The following is a 17,602-nucleotide window of genomic DNA, read 5'->3' on the forward strand; positions in this document are numbered from 1 at the left end:
CAGCCTTCCCCATTCTTACAGGAATAGCATCATGAAATATCACAAGCTCAAAGCCGGTGAGGCGAGTGGCACCTACGTCATGGAATCACCCGTCACCGAGGCCGACATCCTGCGGATGGCACAACAACTGGCCATGAGTCGTTTGTCTAAAGGCCGGGCCTTGACTGAACCCAAGCAGGTCTTCAGCCACCTGCAAACACTGCTGCAGTACCACGAGTATGAAGTCTTTGCCCTGCTGATGCTCGACTCAAAACATCGGGTCATAGGCTTTAGAGAACTGTTCAGAGGCACTCTGGATGGCGCGAGCGTGTACCCGAGAGAGGTGGTCAAGATCGCCTTGGAGCACAATGCTGCGGCCGTCATTATGGTTCACAATCATCCCTCCGGTGACCCAGAACCCAGCCAAGCCGATCGGACCCTGACCACCACCCTCAAGAACGCTCTGAACATGGTCGGCACCTGCCTATTGGATCATGTGGTGGTTGGCCATGAAGGTTGTGTGTCGTTGGCCGAACGAGGTTATCTCTAGCCGACTCCGCGTAAAAGGTTGCTCCTGGGGATCCCCAGGAGCAATCTTCAGGACGGGAAATCATTTATTTTTTGTTCTGAAGTGACTACACATCAGCCGAGAAAGCCGGATCGGCAGCTGCTATCGAAAATTATGAACAGGCTCCAGGCCCCGACACCTGGCCGACGTTCTTGACCGACCGGTTGACGGTACGCCCTTTGGCTCTGGTTGGTGCCAATTAGTATATACCTGCTTGGACAGATCAACGTGACCCTTTACTACGTATCGAAGATCTATTCAGAGACTTAGCAACCCTGATTAGATCTCGCGAACGCAATCCGATCTTCCAATATGTGAAACTGGCTACATTTGGTCTGTAGAACAAGGCACACGTTTATAGTGACTGGCACAAGGCGCAGGAGATAGGCGCTCTCTGGGAGAAAATAACGGGTGGACGGGGTTACTTTTTCAACTGCAACGCAGACAAACAAAAATATACAAAACTCGGCATCGACACCATTAAGCGAGCCGATACGCAGGCTTGCGAAAACGTCATAAACACAATGCGCTATCTAGCCAAGGAGGAGCAATATCTGCGCATAAAGCCAACCAGAGCACGAACCTTCGGCATGGGACACTTGCTGCACTGACGATATTCAAGTGCCCATCAAATCAGATCAACATAAGAGAACAGCCTTCCGTCGGCTGCATAGCACGTACATAGTCAAGTATTCGGCTGGGTGACCGCCGAATACTTACACCATCGTACAGCTTAATCCCTAACCACCTTCTACCGGGAACGACAACGGCATATCGTTAAAATCAGAACCCGTATCACCAAGAGATTTTCATGATTTTGAAACGATCTGGATAACGTTGATGTTGTCGGGGTAAGAGGTGGATGTGGTGATACGGTCCACTTTGATGGTCGTATTATAGTATCGACCCGTCTTGGCGTCCTTTCGCTCATTCAGCCCATAGGCATGGTTCGTGTACGAGCAAGCCACAAGGTAAACCGCGGCGTCATCGTCACGCCCAACAATTGCTACCCAATGATCCCCCATCCCACCTTCTTCGAATTCAGCCTTTTCCTTCACACAGAGAATCGCCACCGACTCAGTGAAATCCATCGTTGCCAGAGACTCAATATCGGAGGGAGTGACTACCGAGGACACAGCAGAGCCATCAGTCATCACCTCGAAGCAGGTAGCGATAAACGCTTGCTTTACCTTAGCGTCTGTCGCGTTCCTGAGCTTCCCGAAGTCACTACCATCGCCCAGTACGAAATTGTGAAGGGATGGTGTGTTACCAATCACCCGCCTCCAAAAATTTGAATTCCTGTAAGAAAAGTCTGAAGCTTTTTCGTTAGGGCTTCTCAGTGCTTTGTACCCATTGAACAAAGAATAAATCAGGCACAGCCCATCAAAGTGCCCCTGAGCCAGGATCCGTTGAATCGGAGTCGATTTCAAATCTATTTTCCATTTCTCTATGCCAAATCTGAGTTTTCCTACGAGCAGTGCCTGCGATTCACGCAGGCACTGCTCTCGGACGCTAGATATCTCCCATCTGCCGATCAAATGACTGGCGGATCAAACCCATCACATAGGGCAGTTCGTCGTGGCTAGTGAAGACGACTTCGACGTCACCATTCCCCCAACGTCCGAGGTTCGTAACATCTCGGCACAGCCCCTTCGGATCATCAATCTCATGGAATGGCATGTTGAGCGACAGTCGCAGTCGCTTGGCTTGTGGCACCATATCGACAAAATTGGTTTCTGCCTTGTATGCGATATACAGCTTGAGCACGTCCTCCTTGACGCATGGGTCAAGCTCCAAAACCGCAGCACGAAGGCTTTCGAAAAGATCACGCACGGGACCGGATGACAAATGCGAGTGATCATCAATGCTGTACTGACTGCTAGTCGGCTGACTCGATGGGCGATATGCATCGAGAATGTCCGCAGCCAGCCGTGGAGCATCCCAGACCTTCTCAGCTTCCTTGGCCAGACGCTCTGCCCGGTACTTGATTGCCGCCTCGTCCCATTTACCCACAATGCCAAGCCCCTGATTCAGCCTGAGCGGGCTGTATGCGAACCCTATGGGGTGTCCATCCCGGTCGGTAACCTGGTCGCGTTTGAACGCAAACGAATGATCGCGGTACTCGCTGTTGTAACCCGTTAAGGTCAGATTACCGAGAGTATGCAGCCATGTCTCTTGGACAACCTTCCAGTCATCGCCAAGTTCAGACTTCCAGCTTGGAGAAAGCTCGGGATTCTGCGGGAGAATGTGCTCGATGGTGTAGTCCTCGATGGCGACACGCTCTTTTCTTCCATGATTCTCAAGACGACGCAGCCAGTAACTGCGGCTACGGAAGTTGTAGAGGTCTCGCTGCTTGAGTTCGCGCTGAAACTCTTCATCATTGGGGAAGCGGCGGTACGAAGGCAACAGCATGAAGCTGGCCTGCACACTTTCCAGATAGCGGTCTTTCTTCAAGGTGCGCGAGAGACCTGCGAATGTCTTGTTCAGAGAGTTTGTCGGGATGGCACAAACTGCTCGGCGAAACACATAGCTTTCCACAAGGCGTATGGCCTGGCACAACTCATCGGCACTCAGGGTGTTTGTCTTGTAGTCATGGTAAGCATCCAGCAGGAACGGGTATGAAACATCGACCTTCAGCTCACGAAGATCATGAAGTGCCTGCTTGAGCTGCGGGTGGCTTTCCGCACCAAGCGCAATGGCACAGTAATAGGTTGCATAGGCATGGATATCGGCAACCAGCGAAGCAACATCGTTTTTCAGGTTGCGGGCGTAGTTCTTGAATGCTATGTAGACCTCGCGGACATTCGGAATGTCACCCATTTTGGTCGTCAGGTAATGCCGCATGAAGGCATCAAAGTGCTGGGTATAAGCCGCTTGGCCGAAGGCTTTTTCCATGGGGCGCCAGTAGCTTTTATACAACTCCGTCTGCAGCGCAGGCTCCAACCCCATGAGGATGTAATTGCGGATCAGGTCGGCCTGACTAAGCTCCAAGCCGGTGGAGTTCATGCTTTCGAAAATCAGTTGCGGATTATCCTGGCCACGATCAAGGGAGACATCAACGATGACCAGCTTCGCGAGCCCCTCACAGATCGCAACAAGTTCGGAACTATTCTGGCTCAGCAGGGACTGAAAAAGCTGGAAGTTCTCCTGGATACGGGAGCTGTGCTCGGCAGGTACCGGCCCCTGCTTGAGGATTGCCAGTAGCGATTCCTTGTCGGTTTCCGAAAGAATCAGCTTGAAGTGACGGTCACCATCCTCATCCGGGTTGAGCAGATAGTAGTTGCGCAGCTTCCTGGCCGAGAACGTCTCCAGCAGCTCATCAAGCGCCTCCAACTGATCAACAGGAAGACTTTCGATATGACTGGATAATGCAGCGATCAGCAGAGTACAGGTTGTCAGGCGCTGCTGCCCATCGATGACCAACAATGCTTCCGGACTGGTGACCGACGACAGAGCGCGCTCGATATACACAATGGAGCCGATGAAATGGGCATTGACGGACTTCTCACGTCCGGCACGCTGGATGTCCGACCACAGCTGACGGCACTGTTCTTCTGTCCAGGAGTAGTTGCGCTGGTAAATCGGAATGACAAACTGCGGTGACTTGCGGAGAAATTTGAGCAGATTGGCTTCGGTCGCTTTCACTTCGTTCCCTCGGATATGCTTTTGCGGCCGGATTTCATCTTCAAAGTCCGCTCCGCGAACAGGAAACCCCATGCTCCAGGCACAGGAAGCACCTGGAGCACTGAGTCATTCGGGCCTATTGCTCAGCCCTACACCTTTCAGCTCACTACCGATACCGCTACCTTCACCTCAAACCGCAGATAGTCCATCAGCCGCTTCGCCTCGGTCACATCGCTGTGCGGAATCAGCAGGTACTTCCAAGGCTTGCCGCCAACACTCTGCGCGTAGTCAGAGGCGTGCTTAGTCCACTGCGCAGCAGCAGCGGCCTTGGCCTGCACTTCCTGGGTTTCTAGGTCGCTGGCAGCTTTGGTTTCGGCGAGGAAAATGCAGCTGTCAGTCTCCACCACGAAGTCCGGCACATACTCCGGCTGCTCGGCACCGAGCTTGTAGAAGATCTGGAACTGCCCCTTGGCTGGCTTGAACCACTTCAGCGCGTCGCGTTCCAGGATCACGGCAAAGCGTCGCTCAGTGTCCGAGTCGAACTTCTGCAGAGGGTATAGGCAGCGCGAGAAGCCGCCGAACAGCATCTGCTTGATCCGGCTGGTCTCGGTGACCGTCTCGCGTACACTGTGCACCGGCTGGTTGGCGGCTACCGTGTAGTTGCAGGGCTTGAGCTCGGTAAAGCCTCGGCTGACCTTGGCCTCGTAGCCGCTAGCCTCTTCCCAGAAGTGCTTGTGCATTTCTGCATGGATCAGGCGGGCTAAATCTGCACCGTGAGTATCGAGGATTTCGTGCAGCTCGCTTTCGGCATAGTTCTGCTTCTGGTAGTAGGCTACCGCCTGCTCGGACAGGTTGTAGAGCAGCTCGGCCTGAGTGAAGTAATCCACGTCATCGAAGTCAATCAGCTTCTTGACGATATAGTCCTCCAAGCGCTTCTCGCGGATACCGCTTTCGCGGCTCAACGTGGACTGCTTGCTGGTGCGCAGCTCCTGCACGAGGAGCTCGCGCTGGCCAGGCTGGTAATTGGGCAGATCCCCCAGCGTGAACGGGCGGTAGCCCGAGGTTACCTCGCCGGTCGGCACAACCGTGATGCGCGGAATATCGATGGTCTGCTGAACCACCACTTCGGTGGTCTTGGCCACCACTTCATCCAGATTCAGCTCGGGTGCATTCGCGTCCTGGCCTTCCAGCAGTGAACCTTGCAGGGGCTTGAGGCGCTCGGCGACTTCGGCCTTGATCTGCTCCTGTACCTCTTTATTCAGAAGATCCTTGCTGCTCGGCACCAGATCACGGCGAGTCTCATACTGGCTGATCACCTCTATCACCACACGGGCAGCCTGCTTCTCCGCGTCGGTGGTGAAAATCGGCACAGACTTCTGTGTTTCGACATTCACACCAGCACTGCTTACCTCGCTCGGCTTGCTCTCCTGCTCACCAGCCGGCTGCTCTACGCCTTCGCTCAGACCAAGCATCGCATGCGCACCTGACTGCACCTGCACGCTGGTCTTATTGTCGTCCGCCCTGGGCGCGTCGAGGATCACCTGCTTGAGGCGGATCGGCGAATCGCCGCGGTTGGCCTCGTCGATGATTTCCTGGAACTTGTCGTGGGCGACGATGTTCAGGCGATCCACAGCCTCCACTCCGGTGCGTTTTCCATAGGGCAGGCGCAAGCCGCGGCCGATGGACTGTTCGATCAGCGTGCGGGCATTGGCAGCTCGTAGCGGAACGATGGTGTAGAGGTTGGTAACGTCCCAGCCTTCCTTGAGCATGTTGACGTGGATGACGATTTCGGTCGGCTCATCTACGCTTTCCACGGCCAGCAGGCGAGTGATCATTTCTTCTTCATCCTTGCCGCTCTTACTAGAGTCGACCTGGATAGCCTTACCGCGATAGCGCCCCTCGAAGAAGGCGTCCGACTCCAGCAAAGCCAGCAGTAGCCCGGCATGGGTGGTGTCGCGGGCGATCACCAGCATAAAGGGCTTTACCACCCTGGCATCGTTTTCGCGGGCGTAGGTCAGCAACTCGGCCTTGGTCTCCTCGTGCAGGCGTACGCCGTCCTCCAGCTTGACCCGCTCCACTTCTTCCGGCGCATGCTGCCTGGCGTTGAAATCGCGCTGGGTGACGACCGCCGGTTCCTTGACGAAGCCATCCTCCATCGCCCGAGCCAGCGGGTAGTCCATCACCACGTTCTTGAAAGGCACCGGCCCCTTGCTGGATTCCACGAACGGCGTTGCCGTCACTTCCAGGCCGAACAGCGGCTTCAGCTCGTTGATGGAGCGAACGCCCGCACTGGCACGGTAACGGTGCGATTCGTCCATCAACAGCACGAGGTCGGGAAGATTCGCCAGATGGTTGAAGTAGCTGTCACCCAATACCTCGCGCATGCGCTTGATGCGTGGTTCCTTGCCGCCGCGCACTTCGGAGTTGATCTTCGAGATATTGAAGATGTTGACGCGCACGTCGTGGGCGAAACCCTGCGGTTGATCGTCTACCGCCGCGCCGGTCTGGTCGTAGTTGTCGCCCGTGATGATCAGCGGTGGCTGCTGCGCGAACTCGGCAATGCCCTTGAACACGTACTTGGGCGTGTTGCGCGTGAAATCTGTTATCAGTTTATTGTAGATGGTCAGGTTGGGCGCGAGCACGAAGAAGTTGTTGATGCCATGCGCCAGATGTAGGTAGGTGATGAACGCGCCCATCAGGCGCGTCTTGCCCACGCCCGTGGCCAGCGCGAAGCACAGCGAGGGGAACTCGCGCTCAAAATCCTCCAGCGTGGGGAACTCGGCCTTCAGCGTGGAAAGAATGGACGCCAGGCCCTCCGGGTCGTTGGCCCGCTCATGGCTCAGAAGAGCAGGCGCGGCTTCCAGCGTGCGAACCAATCGCTTGAGGGATTCCTCCTGCGGCGGGCGCAGAGACAGACGGCCAGTGACGGCGTGCAGGACGCGGTTGCTCATTATTCGTTCTCCCCTGTGCTCTGCTCAAAGAGACTGCCTTGGTTCACATTCGCAGGGGAGGCCTTTCGAGTCTTGATCTTCTTGGCGGTCTCGTCTAAGGCCGAAATCGAGTCGGGCTTCGCCATTGGCAGGTTCGCCACGTTAAGGCTGTAGTCGTCGCGCCCCCACTCGCAGCGCGCCAACACCATCTTCGGAATCTTCTTGAGCGTCAGGTTCGGCCAGCGTTCCGCCGCTGTTGCTGCCGTCACGCCGCGAAAGGCCGAGCAGCACACCAGCAGGCTATGGTCGCCCCCCACTTCTTCGGAGAGCGCCTGCAACTGGTCAGCGGACATGTTTTGCGTGGTGACGTAGATGAAGTCGCGTTCGCTGGAGTAGCCGTGCTGCCACCACTGCACCTCGGACGGTGCGTAGGTGAAGCCCTCCAGCTTGGCCAACGCCTCGGCCAGTTGCGCAGCGTTGTAATCGGGATTGATGACCGGGTTACCCCAGCGGTCGTTGACGATCAGGCTGGGTGCGAGGCTGTAATAGCGAAAGCCGCCGCCACCTGACCAGCCAACACTTTCGGAGACACCGCCTTTGTCTGTGCCCTCGATGACCTTCTTCAAACGGGGAATGATGTGCGTGTGGCAGTGCTCCCCCAGCTCCAGCATGATCCAACGGCGGCCCATCTTGTGTGCCACCGCTCCAGTCGTACCTGAGCCAGCAAAGGAGTCGAGGACAAGATCCCCAGGATCAGTTGCTAGAGTAATGATTCGGTTTAGCAGTCGCTCGGGCTTGGGTGTTGAAAACACCATATCTGCGCCGAACAACGCAATACTCTCCTTCTTGGCTTCGTCTGTATGGCCAGCCTCGGTATGCGGCCACCAGTTGTGGGGGGTCATTCCGTCTCGGACCTCACTCAGGAATAGCTTCAACGCAGGAACTGAGTTTTCCCCTTGCATTCCCCACCAGAGCCTCTTTTCCTTGACATGAATCTCGTGAGTCTCCCGCTCATACTTCCAAGCCTTCACCTTGTTTTTGACTATTTCCCCTGTAAAGGGATTGCGTATGTCGTAGACCAAGTTCTTACGCTGAGTAATCGACGCTTGATTGAGGTAATCCACAGCCTTCCAGGGGCCACGCGGATCATTGTCTGGGTTGGAGTAACGTGCGGCAGCCTCATTAGAACGTGGCAACAGTCGATTGCTGAATGAAGGAGACTTCCGATAAACAAGCACGTGATCCGTAATTGATGCAACCCCCTTGAAGTTGTTGCTTACGCTGTACTTTTTTTGCCAAGTAACATGGCGAACGAAGTTAGACCGCCCAAAAATCTCGTCGCATAGCACTTTCAGATAATGGGCTTCGTTGTCATCAATCGTGATCCACAGCGAGCCGTCATCGGACAATAAGCGTCGAATGATTTCGAGTCGGTCTCGCATCAAACCCAACCAAATTGAGTGTTCTAAGCCATCGTCGTAGTGCTCGAACGCGCTACCTGTGTTGTACGGTGGATCGATGAAGACGCACTTCACGGCCCCCGAGAACTCTTGCTCAAGTGCCTTCAGCGCCAGCAGGTTATCCCCGAAAATTAGCCTGTTATCGAAGATGTCATTCTCTGTCACACGATGCTTGGCATGGTACGACTTCTCCGGATCTTCAAGAAGGATGCGCGGCTCCAACTTCGGTCTTTGCTCCTTGCCTATCCAAGTGAGCTCAAGTTTCTGTCTTGTCATACCCGTTATCCGTAGGTTCTTTTGCTGCCAATAGTCCGATAGTCTCAAGCATTTCTTTCGCATCAAAGCCATCAGTAATGTCGAGAACCCGAAATTCGGCCTTTCCCTGCTTTAGTTCCTGGCCTGCTTCACTTCTTCCATTTTCTTCTAGCATGACACTTGTCGCTCCGCCAACAAAATAGAGTTGAAGATCGCCATTACTGATTAACTCGTGAGCAGCTTTTCTCTGATAGCTCTTTGTTTTCTTGTTCTCTTCAAAACTGGATAGATGAAAAATAGGCCTAAGGTAAAACGGCTTGACTGTTTCTGTCGAGCCTTTGGCGGACGAAGTGTACGGCCCTAGGATTTGCCACCTGCTTATCATATTCGCCAGTGACAAATATATGCAAACCGACGACCTAACCTCCACGAGATACTCAAGGCCCTGCACGGATAACTTTATATCGTATTGGTCGTGATCCTGAAAGTCATCCGTTCTAATGTCGTCATATCTAACGACATCGATATTGAGTCCATGTTTTTTGAAGTACCCCTCTAGTAGACGTGCACAAACGATGTCAGCGAGTGTTCCAAGATAGTTTTGACTATTAACTTCATCGACACTTCTTCGCCTACCAGATGGCGTATCTCGGTGAACCTTTCCCGATTTTTTGGCAGATTGGACTTGAGCGAGTGCATCAACGTCTTTATCAAGTTCGAGCATTGCTCGAAGAATGATGTGATTTCCAATTTCTAGCTTTTCAAACTTCATTTAGTCCCCCGTCGCTATTGAAGTTGCGGTGCTAGCTTCGACAAGTAGTCTAGGAGGCGCTTGCGTGGATAAGAATCCGCCGCAGTGTTGATATTGCGCAGATTGGGCAGCACCGGGTCGGCGGCCAGCCCGAAGTGGATTTCCAGCAGATCGGCCAGGAATGCCGCGACGCTGCCCTGGTTGCGGAAGTAGGCCAGCGGCCCCTCACCCAGCAGGCGTTGCCGCCCGAGGTCGAAGGTCTGCTGCCGTAGCTGATCGAGTGGCTGGCTGATCAAACCGGGAATGGTGGCGGCGTCGATGACGGCGGCCGTGCCGATACGTTGGCGCAGGCGCTTCATCATTACGGCCGTGATGAGGTGAATGGCGTGGCGGTAAATCAGCTTTTCCTGGCTGCGCGCCGCTGCCTTCTGTTCGTAGTCCACTACCAGTGTGCGGATGGCCCGGTGGCACAGAACGGCATTGACCAGAGCCACGCCGGTCAGGGTGACCGGGAACAGCGCCTGGTATTCGGCGGATTCGGAGTTTGCCAGCCGCGCCGGTTCGCTTTTGAGCCAAACGGCGTAGCGAGGGTCGTCCTGCTGGGAGGCTAGCACGCGCAGCGCTTCGTCCAGCGAGATGGCCTGGGGGCCGGTGGCCGAAGCTTCCGGACGGTAATGATAGGCAAAACCGAGAAGTGCGACCTCCTGCCTCAGCCTCTCCTGGTTTTCGTCCAGCGAGGCGAAGTTCGCTGTCTGCACCGGGTTCTGGTGGTTGCGCGCCTTAGTGACGCGCTTGCCGAACGTGCCATCTGCAGGTGCCTTGATCAAGGTGAGCATCACCTTGGCATCGTCGATATTGCTGCCCGGATGCTGGGCTACGAATTCGGCAGCAGACGCCACTGTTTGCGCGCCGTTGATGATCGACAGGCCGCGAACCTTGAACTTCCGGAATCCGCTGCTGACGTTCTTTCCTTTTGGTTCAATCTCGTCGCAGACCGCCGTCACGCCGTTGTTAAGGTAGAAGAAGCTGCCCGGATCGTCGCGCAGGGTCGACTTGATGGCCTTGTTGACATCGGATCGATTGCTACCGAGGAAATAGCGGATGTTGCGCTCGTACAGCGCCTTGCCCTTGTCTTTGTGCAGTGCGACCAGATCGGTCAATCGGGCAATGCCGTAGTACGTGGTGCGCGGGCTTTCAACCTTGGCGTGCTTCTGCAAGGCGACGTCGGTATGAACCGGCGGATAGGACTGCTCTGCCAGCAGGTCGCGGGCGATGTCGGCTGCCGCGTAGTAGTCCACCTGTTTGTCGAGCCGCTCCTCGTCGAGGTCATCGTCGTCGAGTAGTAATTGCAACCCTTCGATGGCCGATTGCGACACGCCGTCCCCGGTGTAGGTCACCAGCAGTTTGATGTGGCTGCACGCATCGAGCGCACTTTCGATTTCGGCCTGGCGGTTCTGGACGTTGACGTTGAACCCGGTGAAATCCTGCTTCAGCAGCAAGCGAATGCCGGTGCAGAACGATTGGGCTTCGTCCTGCTTAAACTGCTCCGATTCCTTCAGCTTGGCTTGCAGGAGATAAAGAGTTTTAGTGGGGGCGTGGTAGTGGATGGCGTCCAGCCCCTTGTCATTGAAATCGTCTACCACAGATGCGGCGGCATCTTTGGGCGTGATATTGAGCAGTTTGTGCAGTGCAAAGGCGCTGAAGGCACGCGATAGCTGCTTGGCCACCTGATCTTCGGGCTTCGCCGCACCCAAGAGCGGCGGAAGAAACTGCACGAAACGTTCGGCCAAAACCTTCTTCAGGACGGTCATATGCTGTGGTTCTAGTGCTGCCATATCAATGGTATTTCCCGTAGCGGTTCTCGAATGCGGGCTTCGTCCCTTCAAGGATGGTCACAACAGCTTCGTTCAGCCCCGTACTCTCAATAGCTCCCGACTCGTAGCGGATAGTGGAGTCCAACGCACGGTCGAATCTTGCGTGGATGATTTGCTCTGCGTCGCACACAACTGCCAGATTGGGGTTGTGCGTGACCATGATGATCTGCCGCTGCTTCTTGGCTTCCGAAAGAACGGGAACGAGCAGACGGAACACCGTCTCGTTGTCAAGGTTCTCCTCCGGCTGATCGAGGATGATGGGCGTCTTTCCCTTGTCCACCAGCAAGTAGAAGATCAGCAAGAGCGCGCCACGTTGACCAGGGGACAGTTGCTCGATCTGCGTATCCTGGAAGAGCAGTGAGTAGCGAGGCTCAAGAAAATTCAAGCCGAAGATGAGGTCATAGACAGCCGTAGCCGGCTGCCCCTTCTTCAGCAAGCTGAATATCCCGGCATCCGAACCGGAGGCTTTAGCCGCTGCCAAGACCTTCTCTTGCAAGGAGGTAATGAAGATTAGCGTTCCATCTTTGGTGTTCAGGTCGTGGCAATCGAAAAGTCTTCGGATGGTCGAGAGCGCCTCATCTTGCCCACGGAAGTCACCTGAAGTCTGCTTGATCAGCGCAAACAATTGGTCGGCGATGGCATCGGCAGATGCTGCCAGCGTTGCCTGGAACTGCAGCCTGTAGTCCTCGCGTATCAGGACATTCTTCTGAATCAGGTCCTGTACCGGTTTGAACAGCTCCGCGCGCGCGCGCCGTTGTGCATCTAGGGTGTCGAAAATTTCCCCGCACAACTGCAAACGCCCCGCTTCCAAATCCTTGAGTTGCTGCGGAAGCTCCTTGAGCTGCTCGATCCTGGTTTCCAACCCGACCTTGGTCTCAGGCTCGGTGATTGAGCCGATGAGCTCATCGCGCTTCGAGCTCCATTCCGCAAGCTGGCGCTGGTAGGCCTCATATTGTTGTTGCGGCGCATTCAGCTTGGCGGTAAAGCTCTGCTGTGTCGCGGAGTAGGTCGTCAGGTCTTCAGTCAGCTTTTCGGACTCAACCTTCAACTCGCTTTGCTTCGTCGCCAGCTCGGTCGTCCTGTTGTCGAGGACGACCATCTTGATGTCGACGGCAGCAAGATCGGACCAAGTGAACCCAAGCAGATTGAGATCATCAGCGACAGCTTTCTCGGCTTGATCGAAAGCGCGTTGAAGCAATCTCAACTGCTCGCGAATGTTCCCTATGGCTTTTTGGCGTTTGGCGAGCTCGGTGGTCTCGCCAGCGATCTCTTGGCTGCGCTTCCTGGCGCCTTCCAGCTGCTGACTGGCTACCATCAAACCATCAGCAGCTTGCTTTTGCTCGGGACTCATGGCCTCGTTAGGCGCCGCGACCTCCGCTGGCTTAAGCTTGTCGTGTTCCTCGATCTGCTTGCCCTTCAGCAGGAGCAGATCAGTGAGTTTCTTCAGCTCTAAAGGTTGAAGCTGCTCCTCAATACGCACGATAGCTGCGTTGGCCGAAGCAAGCTCCTTACGGTACTCACCCAATTGATTCCTGAGCGACTGCTCCTGTTGCTCGGTCAGCTGATCGAAGTCGAGCGCTCCCAGCCTCATTTCTTCACTTGCATGGGAGAAGATCACCGATCTCAGCTCCTTCTCAAATGCGTTCGACTTACCTGATACGTGCTCATTGCAGAGCTCTTCGAAATAGCCCTGCGGGATGTAGCGAACAAGCTCGGCCTTCTCCTCTGAAGGTGACTCATTCAGAGGCCTGAACTCGGTGCTTTCGTCTCGCCAAGTAAGTGCCCCTGTAAAGTGGCGTGCGGGCTCACCGGTCTTGCCCCAAAAGCGATCCTTCTTCAAGAAGCTGAAGTGCTTGGACTGTTTGGAATTGCCGAGTGTCGCGATGACATCGGCCAAAGCGCTCTTACCGCTACCCTTGTTCCCAATAACGGCAACAAGATCGGGGTTCAGCGGGATGTCACAGCCGTGCAGCCACTGCCCGACGCCGGCCTTATCTCCTGTTTTTGTGATCTCAATCGACTCGATGTAGAGGGTCTTGTTGGACTCGACTTCTTGGACCTTGGGCGGCTTTTCGCCAATGAAGGATCGCTTCGCCGGCTCAAGAATCACTTGCTTGAGTCCTCGGAACGTAGGATCGGCCTTGATCCATGTTTTCTTCCCAGAGGGGAAGTCGCCATAGCCCCGCTTGTTGTTATCTCCTGGGACACCGACGAAGCAATGAGCGTCGCTGCCAGACACGGCCAGCCGAGGAGTCTCTTTCAGTGCACTGTGGAAGTTGTCAAAGTATTTCGCATTGCCGGCGGTCCTCAAACCAGCAAAGGCTGCATGCAAATCGACGTTTCTCGATTCGAAAATGGGGGAGCTTTGGAAGAGGCCCATGGCGTAGGCGTAATGCTCGTGCCACTTCACTTCAGCCAATCCATCATTAGTGTCAAAGGGCATGAATCCGATGGCCTGTCCCTGCTTGACTTTGGAAACTGCTGACCTGTAGGAATCCGGGTTGACTTCGGCGACGACGGCGCCAGCAAGCAAGGCCTTATCGTCGGACGCAACCACGTCGGCTTTGTCGAATCCGTGGGTCTTCAGTTTGTCCGCCCCCGCCTCGCGCGCGGCGTCCATAAGGGCTGAGTCTGACAAGGGGCGGTTTACCAGCTCGATCGTCAGGGCCTGCTTGAAGTCGAGCAGCGCCTGATCCTCAATCTCATCAGAGAACAGGACGTGAGCGTTGAGCCGCCCCTTCATCGGAGCGGCCAAGCGGAGCTCGATACCCGGAAAGACCTTCTTGTGCAGGGTTGGGGCGCCGTTCTCACTGAGCCTTGATTTGAGAGCAAGCCAGCCATCAAAGGTCCAATAATCCATTATGGCAAAGACAGCTGGCTCGGCCTTGTTCAGCGCGTCGATCATTTGATCGACGAGGTCACGCCGTTCGTTGGCGTCAGCACAGTCCCTGAACTTTTTACCGAACCAATGGAATGAGGCTGGCGTGTGTACATGTAGATCCCACTGGCGCCAAACCGAACCACGAGCCATTTCCCTATTTGACATCAAAGTAACTCCCATTCCACGGTAAACAGCGTCTGCTCCACGACATGCTGCTTGAGTTGAGCCTCCAACTGATCGATCAGCGCGTTGCGCTCTTCCTCGATCTCATCCTGGCGGGCAAATAGCTCGCGGCGCAGCTTACTGCGCTTGCCTTCCAGTTCGCGCTGCTGTTTCTGGTAGCCGAGTTTTTCCTCCAGCGTCGCCGCGGTTGCCGCGATTCGGCGCAGCTCTTTGATCTCACCATCAATCGCCTTGATTTCCTGCTCCAATCCCAGCTTGAGGTCGTCAGCCCAGGCATCGAGCTTGGCGACCTCCTGCTCGAAGTAGCCCATGTTGCGCTGGTTGATCTCGCGCAACAGCTGATTCTTGCGCTGCTCTAGGTCGTTGGCCAGCAGTACCGCTCCTTCTGCGGCGGACTCGCTCTGCTCCAGGTGTGCCGGCAAGCGCAGCAGCTTCTCCGGATCATCCTCAGGCAGCGCCTGCCCGCCAGCGGTGACAGCGGAAACCACCAGATGCTGCTCCAGGTTGCCCAGCGCCTCGACGGAGAACAGCTTCAAAATCAGCCATCCGTGCTGGCCACGCAGAGGCTCTAGGGTGCTGATCCGAGTACCATAGGCGGCGTAGTCGAGTATCAGTCTTGGCGCTGGTTGCCAATCGAGCTGACGGTTTTTGGCCTGGTCGATTACCCAGACTGCCAGTGGGTGGCCTAGACGATACAAATGCGACTCACCGCCACGGCGCGGCAGTTCATAACGCCCCAAGGCAATACCTGCAGCATTGCCGGCCGGCAGCCTGTGCAGCTCGAAGCTGTCGCCATCGAAGTGTGCATGGTCGTCGAGTTCGACGCGGGTCAGGTCGAGCAGCAGGCGCTCGAAGCGGTTGCGAGTGGAACTGCTGTCTTCGGCACGGATGCGCAGCTTGTCCTGCACCTCTTCGTCGAAGTTCTCCAGCAATACCTGGCGGGTCTTGACCATTGCCTCGCTGATTTCCCCGGACAGTTGCAACTGCAACAGCTCGAAGCTGCGCTTGATCTCTTCAGGATCACGGCAGTTCTGGTAGATATCAGCAATACGGCGCTCGAAGTCGACACCGGAGCCGATGGAGCCCAGTACCTCGTCGCTTGCGCCGAATACGCCCTCGAACAGCTGGAATTTCTCGGCCAGCAGTTCGTAGACCCGTGCATCCGCCTCGTTGCTGCGGTCGACGAAGTTCACCACCACCACATCGTGCTTTTGGCCGTAGCGGTGGCAGCGGCCGATGCGCTGCTCGATGCGCTGCGGGTTCCAGGGCAGGTCGTAGTTGATCACCAGCGAGCAGAACTGCAGGTTGATACCTTCCGCCCCCGCTTCGGTGGCGATCATGATGGTGCCGCGCTCCTTGAAGTGCTCGACCAGCGCGGCGCGGGTATCGGCGGTCTTGGAGCCGGTGATGCGATCACTACCGGCGTGACGCTGCAGCCAGTCCTTGTAGATGCGCTGGGCCGTGGCATCGGTGTTGGTGCCATTGAACAGCACGATGCCGTCGCCATAGGGCGTGTCGGCCAGCAACGACAGCAGGTAGTCCTGGGTACGCCGCGACTCGGTGAAGATGATGGCCTTGCGTGCGGCGTCGAGGCGTTCGAGCTCGGCAAAGGCACGCTCCAGGGCGATCAGCAGCGCCTTGCCCTTGGCGTTCTCGCGGATGCTGGTGGCCAGATTCTTGAACTGCTGCAGCTCGGCGATTTCAGCGGCGATGGCATCACGCTCGCCAGCGGTCAGAATCACGACATCTTCGCCGTCCAGCTCCTTTTCACTTTCATCGGCCAGCTCATCGAGGCCTTCGTAGTCTTCATCCAGGGTCTGGGTGAGATCGATGACTTCAGACGCCTTGTCGAGGTTGCCCTGCAGGCGTCTTGCCATGGTATCCAGCGCACCGGCGATCGCGTGAGTCGAAGACGCCAAAAGTTTCCAGAGCACCAGGGAAATCAGTTGTCGCTGACCTTCGGGTAGGGCGTTGAGGTTCGGGCGGCGCAGATAGTCGGCCACCAAACCAGACAACTCGCGCTCCTCTTGACTGGGGGCGAACTCCTGAACAATCGCCCGTCTTGCTGTGTAGGGAACGTACTGCTGCACTTGACGACGTAGAGTGCGCTTGCAGATGCTGCCCAGGCGCTGCCGCAAACCGCCAAAGGCCTGCGCCCTGTCGGTATTGACGAACTGGGCGCGGAAGCTGTCGACATCACCGAAAACCCGATCATCGATCATACTCACCAGCCCGTACAGTTCGAGCAACGAGTTCTGCAGTGGAGTTGCGGTCAGTAGCACCTTGGAATGCACATGGGCTAATGCGTCCTTCAGTGTCTTGCCAATGACGTTGTTACTCTTGTAGACGTTGCGCAGACGGTGCGCTTCATCCAGCACCACCAGATCCCAGGCAATTGCCTTGACGTCCTTCGCCTTGGCTTTGGCGAACTGATAAGAGCAGAGCACCGGGCCGTTGGCGAACACGAAAGGGTTTCCGACGCCTTGCTTGCGAAGCGCGTTGTAGCTCTTGGCTTCCAGAATCAGACCTTGCAGATTGAACTTGTCCTGCAACTCTTGGTGCCACTGCTTGCGCAGATTAGCGGGAGCAATGATCAAGATGCGCCGTCTCCGTTCGGCCCAGCGCTGCGAGATCACCAGTCCGGCCTCGATGGTTTTGCCCAGGCCCACCTCGTCAGCTAGGATCACCCCGCGTGACAGGGGATTCCGGCAGGCAAAAAGCGCTGCATCGACCTGATGTGGATTGAGATCCACCTGAGAGTCAACCAACGTCGAGGCAAGCGACTCAACCGAATCGCCAGCCGCTCGCCGGGTGAGAAGCCATGCGTAGTACTGACATTGGTGCTCAGTAAGGCGGACTGAAGCCATCTTATCCCTTCAAACACAACTCAAATAACGTGAATCATCGCACGAACTGTAAGCACACGGGCAAACCATCTTGCACAGCTGCGCCAGATTGCCCCTATCAACAGCAAGGCCCCTATAGAAACCGCATCCCACGCAACCATGCCCCCCCCGCCATAAGCTCAACACCCCGTAGACAGCAAGACGATATGTAGCAAAAAAAGACACGTCTATAATGTAGGCTTATACAGGTA

General features: G+C 55.8%; 9 protein-coding genes. 1 reads left to right on the forward strand and 8 read right to left on the reverse strand.

Going from position 1 to position 17,602, the window contains the following annotated elements:
• Positions 1-31: 31 nt before the first annotated feature.
• Positions 32-529 (forward strand): RadC family protein, encoded by a 498-nt coding sequence (radC, locus tag KW568_RS25190; protein ID WP_103091553.1) that lies wholly within the window; start codon positions 32-34, stop codon positions 527-529.
• An 827-nt stretch (positions 530-1,356) separates the two neighbouring features.
• On the opposite strand, the gene KW568_RS25195 is transcribed toward radC, so the two are convergent.
• The 8 genes from KW568_RS25195 to KW568_RS25230 form a co-directional block, all read right to left on the reverse strand.
• Positions 1,357-1,977 (reverse strand): hypothetical protein, encoded by a 621-nt coding sequence (locus tag KW568_RS25195; protein ID WP_127913837.1) that lies wholly within the window; start codon positions 1,975-1,977, stop codon positions 1,357-1,359.
• Positions 1,978-2,059: 82 nt separating this feature from the next.
• Positions 2,060-4,192, reverse strand: coding sequence for a DUF262 domain-containing protein (locus KW568_RS25200; protein ID WP_103091637.1), 2,133 nt, complete (start codon positions 4,190-4,192; stop codon positions 2,060-2,062).
• A gap of 137 nt (positions 4,193-4,329) precedes the next feature.
• Positions 4,330-7,122, reverse strand: coding sequence for a DEAD/DEAH box helicase family protein (locus KW568_RS25205; protein ID WP_103091551.1), 2,793 nt, complete (start codon positions 7,120-7,122; stop codon positions 4,330-4,332).
• Positions 7,122-8,837 carry a site-specific DNA-methyltransferase gene (locus KW568_RS25210; RefSeq protein WP_103091550.1) on the reverse strand — a complete coding sequence of 572 codons (1,716 nt, stop codon included), beginning with the start codon at positions 8,835-8,837 and terminating at the stop codon, positions 7,122-7,124. The genes KW568_RS25205 and KW568_RS25210 overlap by 1 nt, the downstream gene beginning before the upstream one ends.
• Positions 8,818-9,588: a hypothetical protein gene (locus KW568_RS25215; protein ID WP_127913836.1), complete on the reverse strand. Its 771-nt coding sequence runs from the start codon at positions 9,586-9,588 to the stop codon at positions 8,818-8,820. The genes KW568_RS25210 and KW568_RS25215 overlap by 20 nt, the downstream gene beginning before the upstream one ends.
• A 14-nt stretch (positions 9,589-9,602) precedes the next feature.
• The gene (locus KW568_RS25220; RefSeq protein ID WP_227788636.1) at positions 9,603-11,378 is read right to left on the reverse strand and encodes an AIPR family protein; all 1,776 of its coding nucleotides are present in this window, start codon (positions 11,376-11,378) and stop codon (positions 9,603-9,605) included.
• A gap of 25 nt (positions 11,379-11,403) precedes the next feature.
• Positions 11,404-14,502 carry a TrlF family AAA-like ATPase gene (locus KW568_RS25225; protein ID WP_409077980.1) on the reverse strand — a complete coding sequence of 1,033 codons (3,099 nt, stop codon included), beginning with the start codon at positions 14,500-14,502 and terminating at the stop codon, positions 11,404-11,406.
• Complete coding sequence (locus KW568_RS25230) at positions 14,487-17,372, reverse strand: SNF2-related protein (protein WP_103091548.1); 2,886 nt, start codon at positions 17,370-17,372, stop codon at positions 14,487-14,489. Before KW568_RS25230 ends, KW568_RS25225 begins: the two co-directional genes overlap by 16 nt.
• Positions 17,373-17,602: the final 230 nt, after the last annotated feature.

Origin of the sequence: Pseudomonas sp. HD6515 (assembly GCF_024971855.1) — a bacterium.
GTDB lineage: Bacteria > Pseudomonadota > Gammaproteobacteria > Pseudomonadales > Pseudomonadaceae > Aquipseudomonas > Aquipseudomonas alloputida.